Genomic DNA, 18,635 nt, shown 5'->3' with positions numbered 1-18,635 from the left:
TCCATAAAAAAAGTGGCTTTGCCACTAGTTGTTTTTGTTTGTGATGTCGTAAATTAAGTTAGCTAGTTCTTCTTTTTCCATTTTGTCATAGCCACTAATATTTAATTTTTTAGCGATAGAATATAGGTTTTCGTTTGGTAATTCTAGAAGTTTTTTAACTTGTTCTTTACGGTGCACGGTATCTTTGTTGATAATTTCAGCTTTTTCTTCTTGATGGTTAGGCGAAGTGTTTTGTTCATCTTGCTGCATTAAGATTTTAACAAAAGGATTGTTTAAGTCTTCCTCACTTAATTGTTCTTTAAGTTGACTAATACTTTTGGCATTAGCGAATACTGATTGAATAATTCTAGCTTTTCTAAAGAAAATATAGTAAGCAGCCACGCAAAGCAATAAAAAGATAATTTGTAAGACAATAGTTGTTATTTGCATTCAGCCAACAAAAGTGTTAGTTTTATTGAAGCGAGTAAATGCCATGACAATTAAGCTAATAAATGCAAAGAATGATAAAAATCCTGCGAATAATAAAGCACCACTATCTAAATGTTCAAAAGACTGATTTTTGTAGCTTTTATGCACGCTCACAAAAAAGCGTATTGCTATATATAAAACTATTGAAAGAACAACCACAGATATAAAAATATCACTTAATACATCAGCAGGAATTTTGTCGAATTTATTTTTCGAAAAATAATCAACAATTTTTAACACAAAAAGCGAAACATATAAGCTAAATAGAACTATTGCTGAAGTAATTGAGCCAACAACATATTTTCTAAACTCTTTTTTTTCCAGTTTTCAAAGCTCACTTATATTTGTTATTTTGAAAAAATCCTTCATTTTTCTCCTTATTTTAATAACTCACTAAAGTCGTAGTCGGCAACATTGAATTGCTCAGGTATTGGTGCAAAAACTTGAATGTGTTTTTGAGTGATTGGATGAGTAAATTCAAGTTTATAAGCGTGTAAACGTTGATTAAAATCATCCACTTTTTTGTTGTATACTGCATCACCATACACGGGGTGGCCAGCATATTTTAGGTGTACACGAATTTGGTGTGTACGACCTGTTTCCAACTCACAACGCACAAGTGATTTTGGTGATTTATCTAGATAAAAATGTTTCAATAAATACACATTTGTTACTGATTCTTTACCATCTCGTTGCACAGCCATTTTTTTGCGATCCTTAGCGTGTCTGTTGATAGGTAAATTAATTCTTGTGTTTTTATTTTCGATTAAACCATCACAAATAGCAATGTATGAACGCTTAATCTCGTGATTTTTTAGCATTTCTACAAGTTTAATGTGTGATTCATTGTTTTTAGCGATGATTAATAATCCACTTGTATCTTTGTCAATTCTATGAACAATTCCAGGTCTTAATAATCCATTTTCATTCGATAATGTTTTGAAATGGTGCAATAAGCCATTGACCAATGTATCTTCATGGTGTCCTGGTGCAGGGTGTACAACTAAATCACTTGGCTTGTTTAGTACAACTAAATCATCATCTTCATAAACAATATCTAAATCCATCTTTGTTGGCACAACATTTGTTTGTTTATCAATCAATTTGGTAATGGTGATATTTCAACCAGGCTGAACAATATAGTTAGGTTTGTTAACTGGAACTGTGTTGTCATTTAACAAAACAGCTCCTTGCAATATCAATTGCTTTACGTCATTGCGCGATAGTTCGCTATTATCTGAAATGTATTTGTCTATACGTTCTTTATAATTAACATCTAATTTTAGCATGTGTATATTATATATTAAATCTAAGTATTAATATACGTCAGATCTAAAGATACTTAAGATTTGCAAACACGTGTTTTGCTAGTCAATCAAAGTTAAAGTCTGGATCATAGGTAAGTGATCAGGCAATACCGTAAAAATTAACGATTGCTTTCACTCTATAGTACTCATCAAAATCTATAGAAAAACCAGTCTTTTGTGAGTAAATTTCAATAAAATTTCTTTCTTCTTGAGTGCTATAGTCTAGGTCTGAGCAATGATAGGCTATATCAAAATATTTACTATTCATTGAAGCATATTCAAAATCAATAAATTTAATTTTATTTGCGTTATCTAGTAATATATTTGCCCGATTTAGATCATTATGACTCAACACTTCGTTTTTAAGTTCTTTTGCTGCTTTTAAAATTTTTTCACGAACAGAATTATTAAATGTATTATTGAATTTTTCGTGATTTTTCAATAAATTTAGATAATATTCTATTCTTTGTGCTATTTGGTTATTGTGAATTTTTATAGAACTTGTATGCAAAAGAGCAATTGCATTTGCTATCTTTTCCCTAATGGCTGCGTCAGCGAAATCAAACTCTTTTGATTGAATAAATTTTCTAATTATTGTATTTTCATCTTCATATATTACTTTTTCACACATCGGTAAAGAGTCAAATGTTTTTAAAGGTGTAAGGTGGTTGAATCCATTTTTTCTTTTTTTCTGAATAAATAAATCATTTTTGACATATGACAAATTAGTATAACCTTGTGTTAGTTGTTTACTTTCTTCATCAATAGATTTATTTGCATATATATGTCTGTAAGCTTGCTCTCTAAATTCATCAGCTATATAGCTCATTTCTTCAAATTCTTGCCCGCTCATATTGAATCTATGCATTATTAAATTTTTATCAAATCCCTGTGATTGTACTAAGGTCACAGCGTCAAAAAATGGATGTGCTTTTCTAACCCATTCAAAGTCAATCAAACTAACTACATTATCTTTATTAATCAATACATTTTTGGAATTTAGATCGCAATGTGATGTGACCAAATCACTCGCAATTGAGTACTTTTTGACTAATTGTTGATACTTATATGTTCCCTTTTCGTAATAAAATCAATTTATTGTTGGCACATCAATTTCGGTATTATGAAATTTGATTACTTCGTCAATTACAGCGTTTTGAACTTGCTCAGTAAGTTCAACTTTTTCAAGTGTATTGCCGTCAAATCATTTACGGATTAAAACTCCGTTATCGTAATAAAGTGTAGTAGGTAGCGTAGACAAAACGGTTTGTTCAACACTGTGTTCAACATGCGAATTTATAGGAACACGCACTTGGCATAAAAAACCTCGAAAAACAGCCTTAAATGTGAAATTGTGAAAGCCTTTGTATTCAAAACTAATGTTGCTTAATTGTTCATAAATGGCAGCAGGCAACGCATTTTTTAATGTTTCAAAATGATTCATAATATAAAGTTTACATTAAAATAAAATCTTTAAAACAATACTGGGTGATTGAGTCTAGAATAAGGCATATTTTGTGTATCAAACAAGAATTTTATAAGTGATTTATGATAAGGTAAAAATTCATTTGTGTCTATTAATTCAATAATTTCTTCATAACTGGCTCATTTTAGTACATCTATTTCACGGCTCGCGAATTTAAACTCGTTCAACTCTAGATGAGTTGAAGCAATATAATAATCACAAATGTAATTTTGTAAGTAAATAGAAAATGAAGGTTTAGGATATTTAGTTTGCAAATCAAAACCAATTTCTTCCTTAGTTTCTCTTATGATAGCTTGATAACTAGTTTCTCCTGACTGTACTGCGCCGCCGGCACTGAAATCTCAAAGCGAAGGATAGATTTCTTTGCTAGCAGAACGTTTTTGTATAAGCATTTTTCCTTCTTGATTAAAAAGGCATAAAAATACAAAGATACAGTGTTCACCGTTTGCTAGGTTCCCTCATCTTTCAACGTTGCTACTCACTATTTCGCGTTCATTATTGTAAATATCAACCTTCTCCATAAATTGTCCTTTTTTGATAAATAAATTAATAATTTTCTATAATTATGGCATGAAATCAACAACATTCCAATGGAAGTTTAAAAATAATCGTTTTATCAGCATTTTATCAATAATTTCTGCTATTTTTTTTATTGCAATAATGGTTATTTTCTTAGGAGTTGTGGGTTTTAAAAGTTATAAAACTATTCAATTATGAGGTTTAAAACCTTGATTTTTTAATTTTGAAGTTGCCGATATTAAAGGCGGCATTATTAACAATTTGATTTACACGTTGATTATTGGTCTTTTAACTCTAGTTATCAGTATTCCACTTTCAATCAAAACATCTGTATTTGTTATTTATAGACTTAAACCAGCGCAATCTAAACTTGCACAATGATTTTTTAAGGTAATCGGCGGTTTAGCATCAGTAATTTTTGCTTTATTTGCGTATATTTTTATCACAAAACTAACCACCTTCTTATTTGGGTTTAAATCAGGTTTCAATTTTATTTCGCTAATATTAATGTTTATTATTTTTAATAGCGCTGTACTCACAAATTTATTGATAAATGTGTTTAATAAAAGTGAATTTAATAATAAAACTTATGCTGAAGAAAATAACCTTCATGAAAGTTTAATAATATACAAAATCATCTTTAGAAAAGAGAAAAAAGCAATATTTCAAAGTGTTTTTATTGCTTTTGTCAAGGTTGTGGGCGAAGCTTCAGCAGTCGCATTTTTGATGAATTCTAATGACTCGCTAAATATATTTATGTCAGCAAGTAACTTTGTGGAATCCAAAACTAAAACTGTGGCCTCAACAATCACAACAAGTTTTTTTAACTATTCATCCCAACCACATGTTAGAGACTATTTATTTTCATTGTCAATTACATTAATATTATTTATTGGTTTAATTAACTTTATAATACGTAAAATCAGCTTGATTAAATTTACAAACGAAAATGAAAAAAACTTAATTAAAATCTTAACTAATAAACCAAACCACACAAGAAAAGGGCTTATTTTTCATTACTATCATCTAACTTGAGAATACTTTAGCTTTATAGTTCAAATTGGACTTTTAATATTCATGTTTGGTTCAATATTGTTTTTGGGTCAAAAAAGTTTTCTGGATATTGAAAACAAATCAAGTTTAAACCAAACTATACATTCATCAGTTAATACATTGATATCTTCTACAATAGTTGCTTTGATAATTATTCCTTTTAGCTACTTTTTGTCAATGTTTTTCAATCTTTTTGATAGAAAAAAAGTAATTCCACGTGTTATTAACTCTTTGATATTAGCCAATGTTGGCATCCCATCATTAGTCCACGGTTTATTTGTTTATTCAGTGTTTATTGAGTTTTTTGGCCTAACTAAAACACCAAATAATAATGGCTCTATGATCGCTGGTATAATTGCGGTTTCGTTATTGCTAACTCCTTCACTTGTTAAAATTTGAAATAAAGCGTTTAAAAAACGCGAAAAGTTATTGTTAGTGGCTTACAACAACAATGCGACGCAAAATGAGATTTTATGGCAATATAAAATCAAGCCAATGTTACCGACAGTATTTAATATTTTCACGCTAACATACATACTATTTTTAGCCGAAACTTCTTCATTGCTTTTGACCGCAGGAACCGTAAATTCACCTACATATTCGCTTCTTTATTCACAACAAACATTGAATACTCGCATGATGTGAGCACTAAATAGTAACGATGCTTATAAAGAACAAATGATGTTGCAAACTGCCCATATTTCCGTTCTTGCAAGCACTCTATTAAGTACACTAAACTTTTTTATCACACCCATTATTGAAGGTAAATGTAAGCCCAAAATACACGTTTTACAGTATTAAAAATAGAATACAGAATAAAAATCTGTATTCTATTTTTGTGTATTTTCAATTAGTCTAACAACATCTTCTATTGTTTTGATGTTCATTAATTCTTCATCACTAACACGAATTTGTAATTGCTCTTCAAGGTCAAAGACTAATTCTGCTAGAGTTAACGAGTCAATTTTTAACTCTTTAAGTAAAGAGTGTAACTCAACCTTAATTTTGGTATGAGATTGTACTTTACTTATTACTAAATCTTTAATATTCATAGTGCTATTATACAATAACAAAGCGTTTTTTGCGGTTAATATCCTCTAGGATAGTTGCTCCCTCAACTTCATTTCATTTTTCAAAGTGCAAAGGATTTATTTCAAAAATAATTTTGCCACCCGGTTTTAAAAAATCTTTGTATTGCTCCAATATTTTTCTGTAGAAATATCAACCTTGCTCACTTGCATACAATGCGTGTTGAGGCTCAAACATTAAATCTTTATCATTAGGCAACAAAATATCTTCATCAAGATATGGCGGGTTCGTTACGATTAAATCAAATTTTTGATCTATGTTGGCAAATAAATCGCTTTGAATTATTTTAACGACATCAGCATTCCCAAAATTAATTAAGGCATTTTCTCGAGTTTGTTGTAATGCCTCTGGATCAATATCGGAAAGAGTAACCTGAATATTTGGCATGTTTTTTTTAAGTGCCAACCCTATGAATCCAGAACCACAACACAGATCTAAAACACTGAAATTTGTGTTGTTTTGAGCGTATTTATTGAGTATTAAATCAACCATTTCTTCAGTTTCGTACCGAGGGATCAATACTTTATGATTTAAATTAATCCTAGTATTTAAAAATTCAACATATCCCATGATATATTGAATAGGCATACCTTGTTTTAATTTGTTTAATTCGTCTTCAGATACGGTTAAATCTAAACCATATCTTCTTTTCTCTTGAATTAATTCTTCAACTGTAGGCATTATTTTAAACCACTCGCTGCAATTTTTTGGTTTTGTTCTTCGGTCAATAAACTCTGGATAATTGGCTCTAATTTGCCTTCAATTACTTGTTTTAATGAAGTTGAAAAGCCAATTCTATGGTCAGTTACACGGTCTTGAGGGTAGTTATATGTTCTAATTTTTTCGCTTCGATCACCATGACCGGCCAATTTACGATAGCTAGATTCTTCATCTTGTTTTTTCTGCATCTCTAAATCATAAAGCTTAGATTTTAAAACAGACATAGCTGCTTCACGGTTTGCGATTTGTCTTCTTTCATCTTGCGAAGTAACTACGATTCCAGTTGGAATGTGTGTAATTCTAACTGCTGAGTCAGTGGTGTTAACGCTTTGTCCGCCAGCTCCTGAAGAACGGAATGTATCAACTGTAATTTCGTTAGGTTTAATTTCAATATCAATGCTGTCATCTAATTCTGGCATAACTGTAACAGTAACTGTAGATGTGTGAATACGTCCAGAAGATTCGGTTGTAGGAATTCTTTGCACTCTATGAACACCTGTTTCAAATTTTAGTTTTGAATAAGCATTTTCACCTCTAACCATAAAAACTATCTGGCTAAAACCACCAGCGTTAGCTGCTGAGGAAGAAACAGTTTTATATTTAAAACCTATTTCATCGGCATATTTAGTGTACATTCTGAATAAGTCACCAGCGAAGATGTTTGCCTCATCACCACCAGCTGCACCTCTGATTTCAATAATAACGTTTTTATCATCATTTTCATCTTTAGGCAGAATTAAAATTTTTAACTCAGCTTCAAGTTCTTCTAGTTTAGGTTCATTTTCATCAATTATTATTTTGGCTAGCATTACTTCTTCTTCATCTTTTGAAGACAACAACTCCTTGGCTGAATTTAGATCTTTTTCTAGGTTTTGGTAAGTAGTAAAAGCTAGAGCTATATCTTTAATTTTTCCAATTTCACGATTGATTCGTGTGTATTCCTTTATATCGTTAATTACTGATTCTTCATTCAGTTTTTCAATAAATTCATCATATTTTGACTTGATACCAAGCAGTGATTTATACATTGTTTGTTCCATAGTTGTTATATTATAAACTATGAAGCTAAAATTTGGTGATATTGCGTAGAAAAAGCAAGCAATTTCCTGCTATTTTAAATTTTCTTCCTCTCATTCACGGAATGTTTTGCCTTCTTTAGTTCTTAGATCTCTATTTCCATTGGAATTACCTCCAAGCACAAAACCGGTAAGAGTTGAAGGTCTGTTGAAAACAATATCCTTTTTCACTACTGAATTTACGATTAAGCCTTCTTTTTCGCGTTTTTGACGATTTGAAATTATAGATGCATCACAAGATTTTCTAAATTCTGGACTTACTTTTGAACCGGACAATAACACGAAACGACCGTCAGTATAGATACATTTTGCATCAACTGATCTTTTTTCAGATTTAACAAAAAATTCATATCCTAAAATTGCTTTTTTTCTATTGCTTTCGTTATTACCTTCATACACCTCAGAAATGTTGTATCCCAAAACGCTTAATAAATGTTTTGAAAAGTCAATAAAATTAAGCAATTCAGATTCACGTTCTTGAGTTATATTCCCCATATGAGGTTCATTTTCATTTTTTACTTCTAGATCTGTGTTTTGCGAAGCTATTTTCGCAAATCTATTTTCCAATCAGTTTAATTCTGTTGCCCCCCCAGTAGTTAGATGGCGGTGTTAAAATAATTGCATCATTGAAATCTTTATTTTCTCTATCACGAGCATGTTCAATAATTCTGTTTAATACTCCTGAATTATTCTTTCTACTGTTAGATTGACCTACATACACTCATTTTTTTCCGTCATCGTTTGCACCAAATAAAAAATAAATGCCGGCATTGTTCATGTACTCCATGCCCTTACTTTGCTCTAATAAATTTTTAGGAATTTTAATGGCAACACCATTAAATGACACCGAACTGCATTTAATTCTTCCATTTGGTTGTCCGTCTAGCCATAAAACATTAAAGTTAATTGAACTCATGATTACCTCTTTAATATACGTTAATCAATTATATCAATTTATAAAAAAATCAGTCTTAAAGACTGAAATTTATACAGATTTTATAACTTTTGATAAATCATCATTTCATCTTTTGGCTATGCCTTTATAGATGAACCAAATGTAAGGTATGCCAAGATTTGTCTCGATAAGTGAGTCTATAACTATTGGGCCTCATTGAAGTTTTCTAATTCCATTGATCATTAAAGCAAATTCTCAACCGAATTGGACAATAATTCCAATAGCTAACATTCTTAGAATAGGAAGTTGTGATTGTTTGGTAAATAAGTTGTAAATAATAACGCCAAAATAACCAAATATCAACATTGCAGCCATTACTCAGTGGTATTTTCCTGTTGTTCTTCAAATAATTATTTGCGAATCAGAAAGCGTTCTTGCGATCATTGGCGAGCAAATTCATCAAATAATAATTAGCAAGCTAAAGTGTAATAAATGTTTATCTTTTTTGATAGCTAATCAAATAAACAAGAAATTTGTGGTGCCATAACTCATTGACAATCAGAAAAGAAAGGCAGCAGGATCAGCTCCATGAACTTGACGCGAACCCAAAGCCATATAAAATATTCCTCAATCAACTAAAAAATATAATATTCCGCCAGCAAAACTAAAGATTGCACTTATATATTTTTTCTTCGTAATTAGCAATACATATAGCATTACTAAAAAAGCAATATCTAATCAAATTAATGATGTAGGCATTTGCCTGCTGGGAATATTGTTTGGTATTTCTATAGTGCTAGATAATAAATTCATAACATTATTGTATAAAAAAATCAAGTTTACACTTGATTAATTATTATTTTTCAATTTTAACTTTAATACCAGGACCCATTGTTGGTGACACTACTAAGTTTTGTAGGTAAGCACCTTTAACGGTTGAAGGTTTAAGTCTTTTAATTAATGAAATAACTGTTTGTGCGTTTTCCACTAATTTGTCAGTGTCCATTGACACTTTACCAATTTGTGTATGTACAATACCTGCTTTGTCAGTTCTATAGTTTGCTTTACCTTTTTTCAATTCTTCAACTGCTTTTTCAGGAGTTGGAGTAACTGTACCAGTTTTAGGGTTTGGCATTAGACCTTTAGGTCCAAGTTTTTTACCGTATTTACCTAAAACAGGCATCATTGTTGGGTCAGCAACCATAACATCGAAATCAAAGTCGTCTTCTTTAATTTTTTGTTCAAGAGCAGCACCGTCAACTACTTGATCAGCACCAGCTGCTTGAGCTAATTTTTGTTTTTCAGGGTTGTTTGTTACAACTAAAACTCTAACTGTTTTACCTGTTCCATGTGGTAATAACACAGCACCACGTAATTGTTGGTCTGCTTTACGCACGTCTAGGTTTAATTTGAATACTAATTCGATTGATCCATCAAATTTTGTGTATGAAGTTCTTTTTGCTAAGTCTAAAGCTTCTTTTAGATCGTAAGCAACAGTTTTGTCAAATGAGCCTCAAGCAGCTTTAATTTTTTTACCAACTTTAGACATTATTTGTCTCCCTTAACATCTGTGTAACCTTCAATTGTGATACCCATGTTTCTTGCAGTACCAGCAATGGTTTTCATAGCAACTTCAACATCGTTTGTGTTTAGGTCAACTAGTTTGTATTCAGCAATTTCTCTTAGTTGTTCAACTGTAATTGAACCAACTTTTGTAGTTTTAGCGTTTGAACTTCCTTTAGGTAGCTTAGCAGCTTTGATTAATTTGTAGCTTGCTGGAGCTGTAAAAATTTTGAAGTCGAATGATTTGTCTTTGTAAACAGTAATTTGTACAGGAACTGGTTCGTCCCCTCTATCACGAGTAGCGTCGTTAAATGCACGAGTAAAGTCAGGCATGTTGATACCAACACCAGCTAGAGCAGGTCCTGGTTTTGCTTGTCCGGCTTTGAACTGTAATTTACGAACACGTACAATATCAGCTTTTGATTTTGCCATTGTTAAGTTATCCTTTCGATAAATGTGGTTCTAGCGATATATATCTCCCACTAGTTTAGAGGCAATTATGATAAATTGCTTTTTAATTATATAGCAAGTCGTTTTTTACAAAAGCATATATTTACATTATTTTTACTGAAATTTACAGTCGCAAATATCTATTTTTTGTGAAAAACATCTTTCTCGCTATATTTCCAAATTCCTACAGAGTTAATTTTAGCTTCATTCTCAGCTTTTTTAAGTGAGTTATAATAATCTATAACTGTGCCGTTGTTGTTTCAATAAACAAGATTTTTTCTTTCTTTTTCAAGGTATTTTACACGAGCAAGCCCATTTTTTATTATTTCAATTCCCAAATCATTAATACTCGCAGTAGAAACACGGCAAACTCACCTTTGATATTTATCTGATGTGATTTTAGTGATTGAAATTTGATCGTTTTTCAGTATTTTTTCAACAAATTTCTTTGCTTTTTGTGCGAAATGATTTTCATATGGCGCTAAGTGTTCTTTGCCTTTTCTTGTTTCTGGTGTGTCAATTCCAAGCAATCTAATGCCAACTTTTTTACCGCCAATTTTCGCATAAATTGTGTCACCATCAGCAATAAAATATTCATTTATTTTATAACGATTATAATGTTCGCTTCACGGATTAGCGCAAGTCACACATATCAAAGGTAATCCAGCAATAATCAAACCTAGAGATTTATTTTTAACCATATACTTAAATAAACCTTTATTTGCTATTTGCACAAAAAAAGTAAAAAATTAACGTTTTTTCAATAATTTTGCAATAAAAATAGGCATAAGCCTATTTAAATTTTTCATCTAAAATATTTTTAACAATTTCAGCAGCCTTAGTTGGGTTAACCTGTCCACCCGAAACCTTCATCATTGCACCCTGCACCATTTTTAATACACGTTCTGGGCGGGTTGGGTATTCCAATACAGCTGTGGCGTTTTGTTCAATAATTTCGTTTGCTCATTTTGTGATTGTTGCTAAATCAGAAATTTGAGCAAGGTTATGTTCTTTTACTAGTTCATTTAGATCTTGTGAGCAATTTTGTAACAATGGAACTAGCTTTTTAAATGAGCGTCCACTTATGATTTCTTGATCTAGCAGTTCAACAGCTTGTTTTAGTTGTTTAGGATCAATATTTAATTCGCAAACATGTTTTTGCGAAGCGTTTGCCAATGAAACGACTTCGGCAAAGAATAATTTAGACAATTTTTCTTTGTCAGCATATTCAATTGAATCAAAATATTTAGCCAATTCCAAATCGTTAATCAATGAATTAATGTAAATTTGTTGAATATTGTAAGATTGATATCTTTGTGTTCTTTCTCACGGTAATTCATTTAGTTTGACAGAATTGACAAATGCGTCAGATAATTGAATAATTGGAATATTTGGTTCGGGAAAGTATTTATAATCAACTTCGCCTGTTTTTGTACGCATTACAATGTTACTTTGAGTATCAGGGTCAAAACGTTTTGTTTGTTGAAGGATTTTTTCGCCAGTTCTAAGTTTTTTTGTTTGAATTTCCACTTCATTTTCAATTGCTTTGGCAATACCTCTAAAGGTGTTGATATTTTTAATTTCTACTTTTGTTCCAAAAACATCTAAACCTTTTGGTCTAAGTGAAATGTTTACGTCTGCACGCAATGAGCCTTCTTCCATTTTGGCGTTAGAAATACCAAGTGAAAGCGCTATTTGTCTAATTGTTGATACATATGCTACAGCTTGTTCAGCACTGCGTATGCATGGCGTTGTAACAATTTCAATCAAAGGAACGCCGGCACGGTTGTAGTCCAGTTTAGTGACCTCGCCGTGGTGTTGACGCGCTGTATCTTCTTCAAGATGAATACGTTCTATTTGCACTTTTGATCCGCTTTCAACATCAACAACTACTTCACCATTTGAACCAATTGGTCTAAAGAATTGAGTGATTTGGTAGCCTTTTGGCAAGTCTGTATAGAAATAATTTTTACGATCAAAGTGCAATTCGGTGTCAATTTGCATGTTTAATGCTTTAGCTAGCTTTATTCCTGAAATTACAGCTTCTTTGTTTAATAAAGGCAATGTACCTGGATAGCCCAAATCAATTTGATTTATAGTGGTATTTGGCTCAGCATTGAAGTCAATGCGAGCTGGCGAAAACATTTTAGTTTTTGTGCTTAATTCAAGGTGTATTTCAATACCAATAACCATTTCAAAACTATTCATGTTGGCCTCCTAAAAATTCTTCTAGCCATAATGCATATGATAACAAGTCTTGGTCTTTATAAATTGGGCACTCAGCCGCAATATTTACACCTAAACCCTGTTCATTTTTGATTCATGGAAGAGTAATTGATGGCAATCCTGCAAGGTTGCTGGTTGTTAAAATGTAGTCCATGTAGTCATAGCTTTTATTTTTGCTTGAGTCAATAAAAGGAGCAATATCAGCGCTGGCAGGAAATAATACTAAATCAAATTTTTGGTGCAAATTGTCTCAATATTCCTTAATTAAACGACGAACTTGTTGGGCTTTAATAAATAATTCTTTTTGGTTTTCTGAAAACAAGAAAAAGCTACCAAGAGTTAAACGGCGTTGAACCATGGTTCCAAAACCTTGAGATCTTGTGTTAGTCATAATTTGCTCTCAGTTGTTGCCTTTTTTACGTGAACCAAAAGCAATGCCATTCAAGTTAGCTAAATTACTTGATGCTTCAGAGTACGAAACAATATCGTAAACAGGTTTAACAGCTCTAAGTAAATCAGCATTTACATCAACAATTTCAAGATTTATGTCTGTATTTTTCAATCTTTTTTGTAGTTTAGTATATTCAGAAAACACTCAAGGATTTAAAATTTGGCCATCAATATTTAATAAACAAATTGATTTTGGTTGACGTTTAGTAACATTATTGATTTCAACGTCAACTGTTGTGAAATCTTTATTGTCAAGTCCGTATAAAGCTTGTGAAACAAGGGCAATATCATTAACATTGTGCGCAAAATAACTAACTGTATCTAAAGAAGAAGCGTACGCAAACATACCATAACGGCTAATCGCTCCATAACTAGGTTTAAAGCCAACTTGGCCATTATATGAAGCTGGTAAACGAACTGAATCACCCGTGTCTGAACCTAAAGCAAATGAAATATTTTTTGTTAGTGTAGCAGCGGAACCAGAAGATGAGCCACCTACTAATCTTAGTGGATCAATAGGATTTTTTATAAGACCAAAAGCACTATAAGTCCCGGTCCCACCAAGCGCTAGTTCATCGTTATACACTTTAGCAACCGGAATTGCGCCAGCATCAATAAGTTTTTGTACTGGTGTTGCATTATAACCAGGTTGAAAAGTTTCTAGAATTTTGCTTGATGCAGTAGTTTTAGCAATCTTGGTTGCAAAAACTTCTTTAATCGTAAATGTAGCTCCGCTAAGTAAGCCGCCTTTGTTAGGATTGATATTTTGTTCATAAACGTATGAAACTGAGTTATTTTGGTCGTTTTTTAATTCATTTTGTGCTTTTAAAAAATCACCTTTAATTTTTAATTCCATTATTTAACCACCTTTTCAGTGATGATGTAGTCTTGATCTGATTCAAACGCATTGCTTAATGCTGTTTGTTTACTGATTGCTCATGAATTATCTTCAACATCATCGCGTAAAAAATCTATTCTCACTATTTCATCAATATGTGACAAAGGCTTTGCATTAGTAGTGTCAATTTTATTCATGTATTCTAGTTGTTGTTGAATTGTTCCTCATTCAGAAAGAATTTGATCTATTACTTGATCACTAGGTTCAAGCATCAAGTTTTTAACAATTCCAACGAGTTTTTGTTTGTCAATAATTTTCATTTTTCCTCCTTAAATTCAGTGTTTTGGTTGCGCTATAAATGTTTTGTTGTTTAGGTATTCTAGATGTTGATCTAGATTGGTAAATGTTATTGAGAATGAGTGCAGATACATGCGAGCAGATTTGAGACCGCCATATTTAATATCACCTATTATTGGTGCATTAAGTGATGAGCATGTTATTCTGATTTGGTGTTTTTTGCCAGTTAGTAATTGAGCAAAATACTCACCATTTTGAATTCAAATCTTGGTTATAGCTTGTAATGCGCCTGGTTCATTTTTGCTAGCTATTTTCATTTTTTCGTTCTGCTCGTCTTTAACTAAGTAAACAGTGTAATAATCTGGTTTTATTGGATTTTTTGAAATAAATTTGTATATTTTTTCAATGTTTTTGTGGTTTTTGTTCAATAAAGATAAGGTTGCGTAGTTTTTGGCGTAAATAATTATGCCACTAGTTTGTTTGTCTAGACGGCCAACATGTGAAGGTTTAAAGGCATCCTGCTGTGTGAAATTCAAATATGAGTACACTTGTTGGTCAAGGCAGTTATCGGCACCATGAACCTCAACACCTTCATTTTTGTTGATAAGCAATATGTTGTCATCTTCATAGATAATTGGGCTCGTTAGTGCTATTTTTTGATCAAATTTGGCTAGTTTTAAGTCATCTTCTTGCAGTCCAAAAACCTCAATTAGATCGTTTTGGTGCAGTAAATAATTGCCATCACGTGTGCGTTTTGAGTTAATTTTAACATCGCCTGAACGCAAAGTTTTTTGCAGTTTGGAAAAAGGTACGTCTTTAAAAACAGAAGTTAAAAATTTAATTAGTTTGCGATTTTGGTCGTTTTTGCTCGCTGTAAATGTATGTTTTGCCATATTTAAAGTAAAAAAGTGGTTAAACCACTATTATGAATTTTGATCAGCTCTTTGTGAATCAAAAAAGCTAAAATCATCAGGATTATCATTTTCCAAACCGTCAATGTAATTGAATTCACTTAATTTTGGTAAATCAGCCATAGTTTTAATTCTAAAGTAGTCATAAAACTTATTAGTGATGCCGTATAAAACAGGGTTACCAGGTGTAGGACTAATACCAACTTCTTCAATAACGCCTTTAACTAACAATGTGTTCATTACTTGTTCGCTGGCTACGCCACGAATGTTATTAACCATTGAACGAGTAACTGGTTGTTTGTAAGCGATAATTCCAGCCACTTCAATAGCCGCGTTAGATAAACGGTGTTTTTTGGTTACTTGAACAAGTTTGGTTACGTATTCTTTATATGTTTCACGAGTAGCTAATTTAAAAACGTCGTTGAAATTGACAACTTTAAGTGCACCGTCACGACCGTTGTAATCTTTGGTAAAATCATTCATTACTTTTTTGGCTTCATGAGGCGTGTTTAGGTTAAAAATTTCTTTAACTTGTTCTAAGTTTAAGCCTTCATCACCTTGAATATATAAAAGTGCCTCTAAAATATTATTTTTCATATTCAGGTCCTTTCTTAAATGTTATTGTGCCAAATTGTTCTTTTTGCTCAAGAACAATTTTTTGTGTTTTAACTAAAACTAAAATAGCTAAAAAAGTAATTACAAAGTGGTTTAAGCTTGGCTGATTAAAAATCATTTTAAAGTCCACTTCTGAGTGTTTTTTGAATAAATCAAGAATAAAAGGAATTTGATCTTGAGGTGTTAAATGGAAGTGTTCCAGCTTAGTTTTACGTAATTTTTGTGCGTATGTACGTTCAAACATTTTACGCAAAATTGTGACCAATTTTAGTGGGTTTGATTGACCATCCAGTTGTGATTTATCATCATCAACTAAATACTCGTCAATATTGCTTGGCGCTTTGATGAAAATTTCTTTACGAGCTTCTTCACGTTCACGCAGTGCTTTAGAAATTTCCTTAAATTGTTGATATTCATACAAGCGACGCAAAATTTCACGTTTATCTTCTTCAATTTCAGGTTTTTCTTCTGGGGTATAAAGCATCATTTTTGTTTTTAAAGCTAGCAAAGTTGCTGCCATAACTAAATATTCACCAGCTAAGTCAATTTCATTTTCCTGTAAAGATTGAATTATTTCTAAATATGCACTGGCTAATTGAGCCACGTCTACATCCATTATATTTTTGTGTTTGTCTTGTACAAGTGCAAGTAATAGATCTAAAGGGCCATCATAATTTTCAATTTTGATGTTGAATTTATTGACTTTTTCAACTTTTACATCTTCATTTTCAGTATTATACATTTCCAAGTGCTTTCTCAATTTCTTGTTTAACTCTATTCGCTACAGCTTGATTGTCCATAGTAACAAATTCTGCAGGTTTAATGGTTCTTAAAAAACTTACCTTAACAAGCAATTTTTTGCCTCTATTTTTATTTAAAGCTTCACGTGTGTCGCTAATAGCAACAGGAACAATAGGCAAATAATAACTCTGTGCTACTTTAACAGCTCCAGCTTTAAATTCACCTAATTCGGTGGTTTTAATTCTTGTTCCTTCAGGGAAAATTACCCCATATGTTTTATTGGTTTTAACAAAATTTCCAAATGTGTCTAATGCTTTTATTGATTGACGCAAGTCTGAACGATTGATGAATACTGTGTCAAGTAACTCAAGAATTCTTCTAGTTAATTTTCTACGTTTTAGTTCAACTTTACCTAAAAATGTTGGTATTTTATTTGAACCGATTCTTTGGTAATCGGTTTTTTCTAACGCAGCTAAAACTAATAATGAGTCAATGTTTGATTTGTGGTTAGGCATCAAAATAACTGGTCCTTTAGCTAAATTGTCATAGCCATCCACTTCTAATTTAACATTGAAATATCACATTAGTTGCTTTGCACGTTTTAGTAAATAATTACTTCTTTGCAACGCTGGCAATGTATCCGGTTGGCGACGGTATTTAATCGCCATTGCATTTAGTCTTCAAATGCATCAAAGAAAGTGTCATCATAAAAAAATCATTTTGATATTAAAGCTCATACTATTCCTCCTTAATAACTACTGCTATTAACATATCTTTTTCGTGTGTTATAGAAATCAATCAACCATCGTATTTTCAGTGATTTTGTGTTCTTTTTAAACAAATATTACTGAAATTACTCATCGAATTATCAGCCTTAAACATTGCCTCTTTGATAGCTCAAATGCCGGCAAGGTATTCAGCACTATTGGGTTGATTTTGCAACTGATTAATCTCATCAATGTGGCAAAATCTTGAAGCAAAGCTACTCGAAACACCCTCAAATCGTGAGATACTGGTGGCATCAATTCCTAATTTCATATGCTAATTATATTAAAAAAAGCATTTTTTTAAATGTTCAAAACTAATATGTTTGCCATTGAACTTTTTGTATAAAAATGTTAAATTTTTCCTTTTTTATAAATTTATGCACAAAACAGAGTAAACAAAAATATGAAGAACAAAGGAATGTTATTAGAACAAATCATCAACAGAACAATCGCTTATTATGAACGCAATAATTTAGCGTTAATTGAGAAGAAAGGATTACCAATTAAATTTAAAAGTGTCAAGGAGGATAATAAAGTTGAAAGTGCTTTTATTTATAAAAAAAGCACTGTTGATTATATTGGGTGCGTGAACGGGATGTTCACTGCTTTTGAAGCCAAAACCATCAACGGTGAGCGGCTTCCTAACTCTAATATTTTGAAGCACCAATTAGAATATCTTAAAAAAGTTTATGAAATGGGGGGTATTGCATTTTTTGTTATTATGTTTAGTCACGTTGACGAATTTTACTTATTGGGGGTAAACAAATTTTTGAATTTTGATAAGAAAAGCTGGCAATATGAAGAGATTAAAAAAACCGGGTACAAAGTAGAATTAACTTTTCCCGGTATTATAGATTTTTTACCATATCTAAGAAATTTTTAATTTTCAATAACAGCGTCTTTTAAATATTTTGAAACTCTGAATTTAACAACTTTTTTTGAAGGAACAGTAATTGTTTCTTTAGTAAATGGGTTGATGGTTGTACGACCCTCTCTTGTGCTGGTTTCGAATGTGCCTAAAGCACTTAATTGAATTTTGTGGCCTTGAACTAATTTATCTTTCAAAACCACAACAAATTTATCAAAAAAGTCGCTTGCAATTCTAACGGGAACACCCATTCTTTCGGCTACTTCTGTAATAAACTCTTTTTTAGTCATTTAAAC

General features: G+C 31.6%; 24 protein-coding genes. 2 read left to right on the top strand and 22 right to left on the bottom strand.

Annotated elements, in window-relative coordinates:
- Positions 1–24: 24 nt before the first annotated feature.
- From T329_RS0100685 to T329_RS0100670, 4 genes are read right to left on the bottom strand one after another with little or no spacing between them, the layout of a single operon-like run.
- Positions 25–837: a hypothetical protein gene (locus T329_RS0100685; RefSeq protein WP_029608525.1), complete on the bottom strand. Its 813-nt coding sequence runs from the start codon at positions 835–837 to the stop codon at positions 25–27.
- 8 nt (positions 838–845) lie between these two features.
- Entirely contained in the window at positions 846–1,757 is a 912-nt protein-coding gene (locus tag T329_RS0100680) for an RluA family pseudouridine synthase (protein ID WP_029608524.1), read from the bottom strand.
- 43 nt (positions 1,758–1,800) lie between these two features.
- Positions 1,801–3,219, bottom strand: coding sequence for a phosphotransferase (locus T329_RS0100675; RefSeq protein ID WP_029608523.1), 1,419 nt, complete (start codon positions 3,217–3,219; stop codon positions 1,801–1,803).
- 29 nt (positions 3,220–3,248) lie between these two features.
- Positions 3,249–3,782: an NUDIX hydrolase gene (locus T329_RS0100670; protein ID WP_051630110.1), complete on the bottom strand. Its 534-nt coding sequence runs from the start codon at positions 3,780–3,782 to the stop codon at positions 3,249–3,251.
- A gap of 160 nt (positions 3,783–3,942) precedes the next feature.
- On the opposite strand from T329_RS0100670, the gene T329_RS0100665 reads away from it, so the two are divergent.
- Entirely contained in the window at positions 3,943–5,634 is a 1,692-nt protein-coding gene (locus tag T329_RS0100665) for a hypothetical protein (protein ID WP_029608521.1), read from the top strand.
- A gap of 29 nt (positions 5,635–5,663) precedes the next feature.
- On the opposite strand, the gene T329_RS0100660 is transcribed toward T329_RS0100665, so the two are convergent.
- From T329_RS0100660 to T329_RS0100585, 17 genes are all read right to left on the bottom strand, one after another.
- Positions 5,664–5,885, bottom strand: coding sequence for an acyl carrier protein (locus tag T329_RS0100660; RefSeq protein ID WP_029608520.1), 222 nt, complete (start codon positions 5,883–5,885; stop codon positions 5,664–5,666).
- Positions 5,886–5,892: 7 nt separating this feature from the next.
- Positions 5,893–6,603, bottom strand: a complete 711-nt coding sequence (gene prmC / locus T329_RS0100655) for a peptide chain release factor N(5)-glutamine methyltransferase (RefSeq protein WP_029608519.1) — start codon at positions 6,601–6,603, stop codon at positions 5,893–5,895.
- Positions 6,603–7,682, bottom strand: coding sequence for a peptide chain release factor 1 (prfA, locus tag T329_RS0100650; RefSeq protein WP_029608518.1), 1,080 nt, complete (start codon positions 7,680–7,682; stop codon positions 6,603–6,605). Before prfA ends, prmC begins: the two co-directional genes overlap by 1 nt.
- 69 nt (positions 7,683–7,751) lie before the next feature.
- Entirely contained in the window at positions 7,752–8,285 is a 534-nt protein-coding gene (locus tag T329_RS03720; protein WP_051630108.1) for a DUF4357 domain-containing protein, read from the bottom strand.
- Positions 8,275–8,634, bottom strand: a complete 360-nt coding sequence (locus T329_RS03715; protein WP_051630106.1) for a GIY-YIG nuclease family protein — start codon at positions 8,632–8,634, stop codon at positions 8,275–8,277. Before T329_RS03715 ends, T329_RS03720 begins: the two co-directional genes overlap by 11 nt.
- Positions 8,635–8,703: 69 nt before the next feature.
- Positions 8,704–9,372, bottom strand: coding sequence for a hypothetical protein (locus tag T329_RS0100640; RefSeq protein ID WP_156933761.1), 669 nt, complete (start codon positions 9,370–9,372; stop codon positions 8,704–8,706).
- 97 nt (positions 9,373–9,469) lie between these two features.
- The gene (gene rplA / locus T329_RS0100635) at positions 9,470–10,162 is read right to left on the bottom strand and encodes a 50S ribosomal protein L1 (RefSeq protein WP_029608516.1); all 693 of its coding nucleotides are present in this window, start codon (positions 10,160–10,162) and stop codon (positions 9,470–9,472) included.
- A complete protein-coding gene (rplK, locus tag T329_RS0100630) occupies positions 10,162–10,608 on the bottom strand; it encodes a 50S ribosomal protein L11 (protein ID WP_029608515.1) in 447 nt (148 codons plus the stop codon). Before rplK ends, rplA begins: the two co-directional genes overlap by 1 nt.
- A gap of 158 nt (positions 10,609–10,766) precedes the next feature.
- The gene (locus T329_RS0100625) at positions 10,767–11,327 is read right to left on the bottom strand and encodes a thermonuclease family protein (protein WP_029608514.1); all 561 of its coding nucleotides are present in this window, start codon (positions 11,325–11,327) and stop codon (positions 10,767–10,769) included.
- Positions 11,328–11,418: 91 nt separating this feature from the next.
- Entirely contained in the window at positions 11,419–12,834 is a 1,416-nt protein-coding gene (gene gatB, locus T329_RS0100620; protein ID WP_029608513.1) for an Asp-tRNA(Asn)/Glu-tRNA(Gln) amidotransferase subunit GatB, read from the bottom strand.
- Entirely contained in the window at positions 12,827–14,158 is a 1,332-nt protein-coding gene (locus tag T329_RS0100615; protein ID WP_029608512.1) for an amidase family protein, read from the bottom strand. Before T329_RS0100615 ends, gatB begins: the two co-directional genes overlap by 8 nt.
- Positions 14,158–14,460 carry an Asp-tRNA(Asn)/Glu-tRNA(Gln) amidotransferase subunit GatC gene (locus tag T329_RS0100610; RefSeq protein ID WP_029608511.1) on the bottom strand — a complete coding sequence of 101 codons (303 nt, stop codon included), beginning with the start codon at positions 14,458–14,460 and terminating at the stop codon, positions 14,158–14,160. The genes T329_RS0100615 and T329_RS0100610 overlap by 1 nt, the downstream gene beginning before the upstream one ends.
- Positions 14,461–14,469: 9 nt before the next feature.
- Positions 14,470–15,330 (bottom strand): pseudouridine synthase family protein, encoded by an 861-nt coding sequence (locus tag T329_RS0100605; protein WP_029608510.1) that lies wholly within the window; start codon positions 15,328–15,330, stop codon positions 14,470–14,472.
- A gap of 30 nt (positions 15,331–15,360) precedes the next feature.
- Positions 15,361–15,945 (bottom strand): SMC-Scp complex subunit ScpB, encoded by a 585-nt coding sequence (scpB, locus tag T329_RS0100600; RefSeq protein ID WP_029608509.1) that lies wholly within the window; start codon positions 15,943–15,945, stop codon positions 15,361–15,363.
- Positions 15,935–16,705 (bottom strand): segregation/condensation protein A, encoded by a 771-nt coding sequence (locus tag T329_RS0100595; RefSeq protein ID WP_029608508.1) that lies wholly within the window; start codon positions 16,703–16,705, stop codon positions 15,935–15,937. Before T329_RS0100595 ends, scpB begins: the two co-directional genes overlap by 11 nt.
- Entirely contained in the window at positions 16,698–17,441 is a 744-nt protein-coding gene (locus tag T329_RS0100590; RefSeq protein ID WP_029608507.1) for a lysophospholipid acyltransferase family protein, read from the bottom strand. The genes T329_RS0100595 and T329_RS0100590 overlap by 8 nt, the downstream gene beginning before the upstream one ends.
- Position 17,442: 1 nt before the next feature.
- Positions 17,443–17,742, bottom strand: a complete 300-nt coding sequence (locus T329_RS0100585; protein ID WP_029608506.1) for a holo-ACP synthase — start codon at positions 17,740–17,742, stop codon at positions 17,443–17,445.
- Positions 17,743–17,874: 132 nt separating this feature from the next.
- On the opposite strand from T329_RS0100585, the gene recU reads away from it, so the two are divergent.
- A complete protein-coding gene (gene recU / locus T329_RS0100580; protein ID WP_029608505.1) occupies positions 17,875–18,354 on the top strand; it encodes a Holliday junction resolvase RecU in 480 nt (159 codons plus the stop codon).
- Here the strand turns inward: recU and T329_RS0100575 are convergent.
- Positions 18,351–18,629: an HU family DNA-binding protein gene (locus tag T329_RS0100575; protein ID WP_029608504.1), complete on the bottom strand. Its 279-nt coding sequence runs from the start codon at positions 18,627–18,629 to the stop codon at positions 18,351–18,353. The genes recU and T329_RS0100575 overlap by 4 nt on opposite strands.
- Positions 18,630–18,635: the final 6 nt, after the last annotated feature.

The sequence above is a fragment of the Mycoplasma simbae ATCC 49888 genome, from assembly GCF_000702705.1.
In the GTDB taxonomy this organism is placed as follows: domain Bacteria; phylum Bacillota_I; class Bacilli_A; order Mycoplasmatales; family Metamycoplasmataceae; genus Mycoplasmopsis; species Mycoplasmopsis simbae.
The sequence above is the reverse complement of the archived record's forward strand: the minus strand, read 5'-3'. Positions and strand labels throughout refer to the sequence as shown.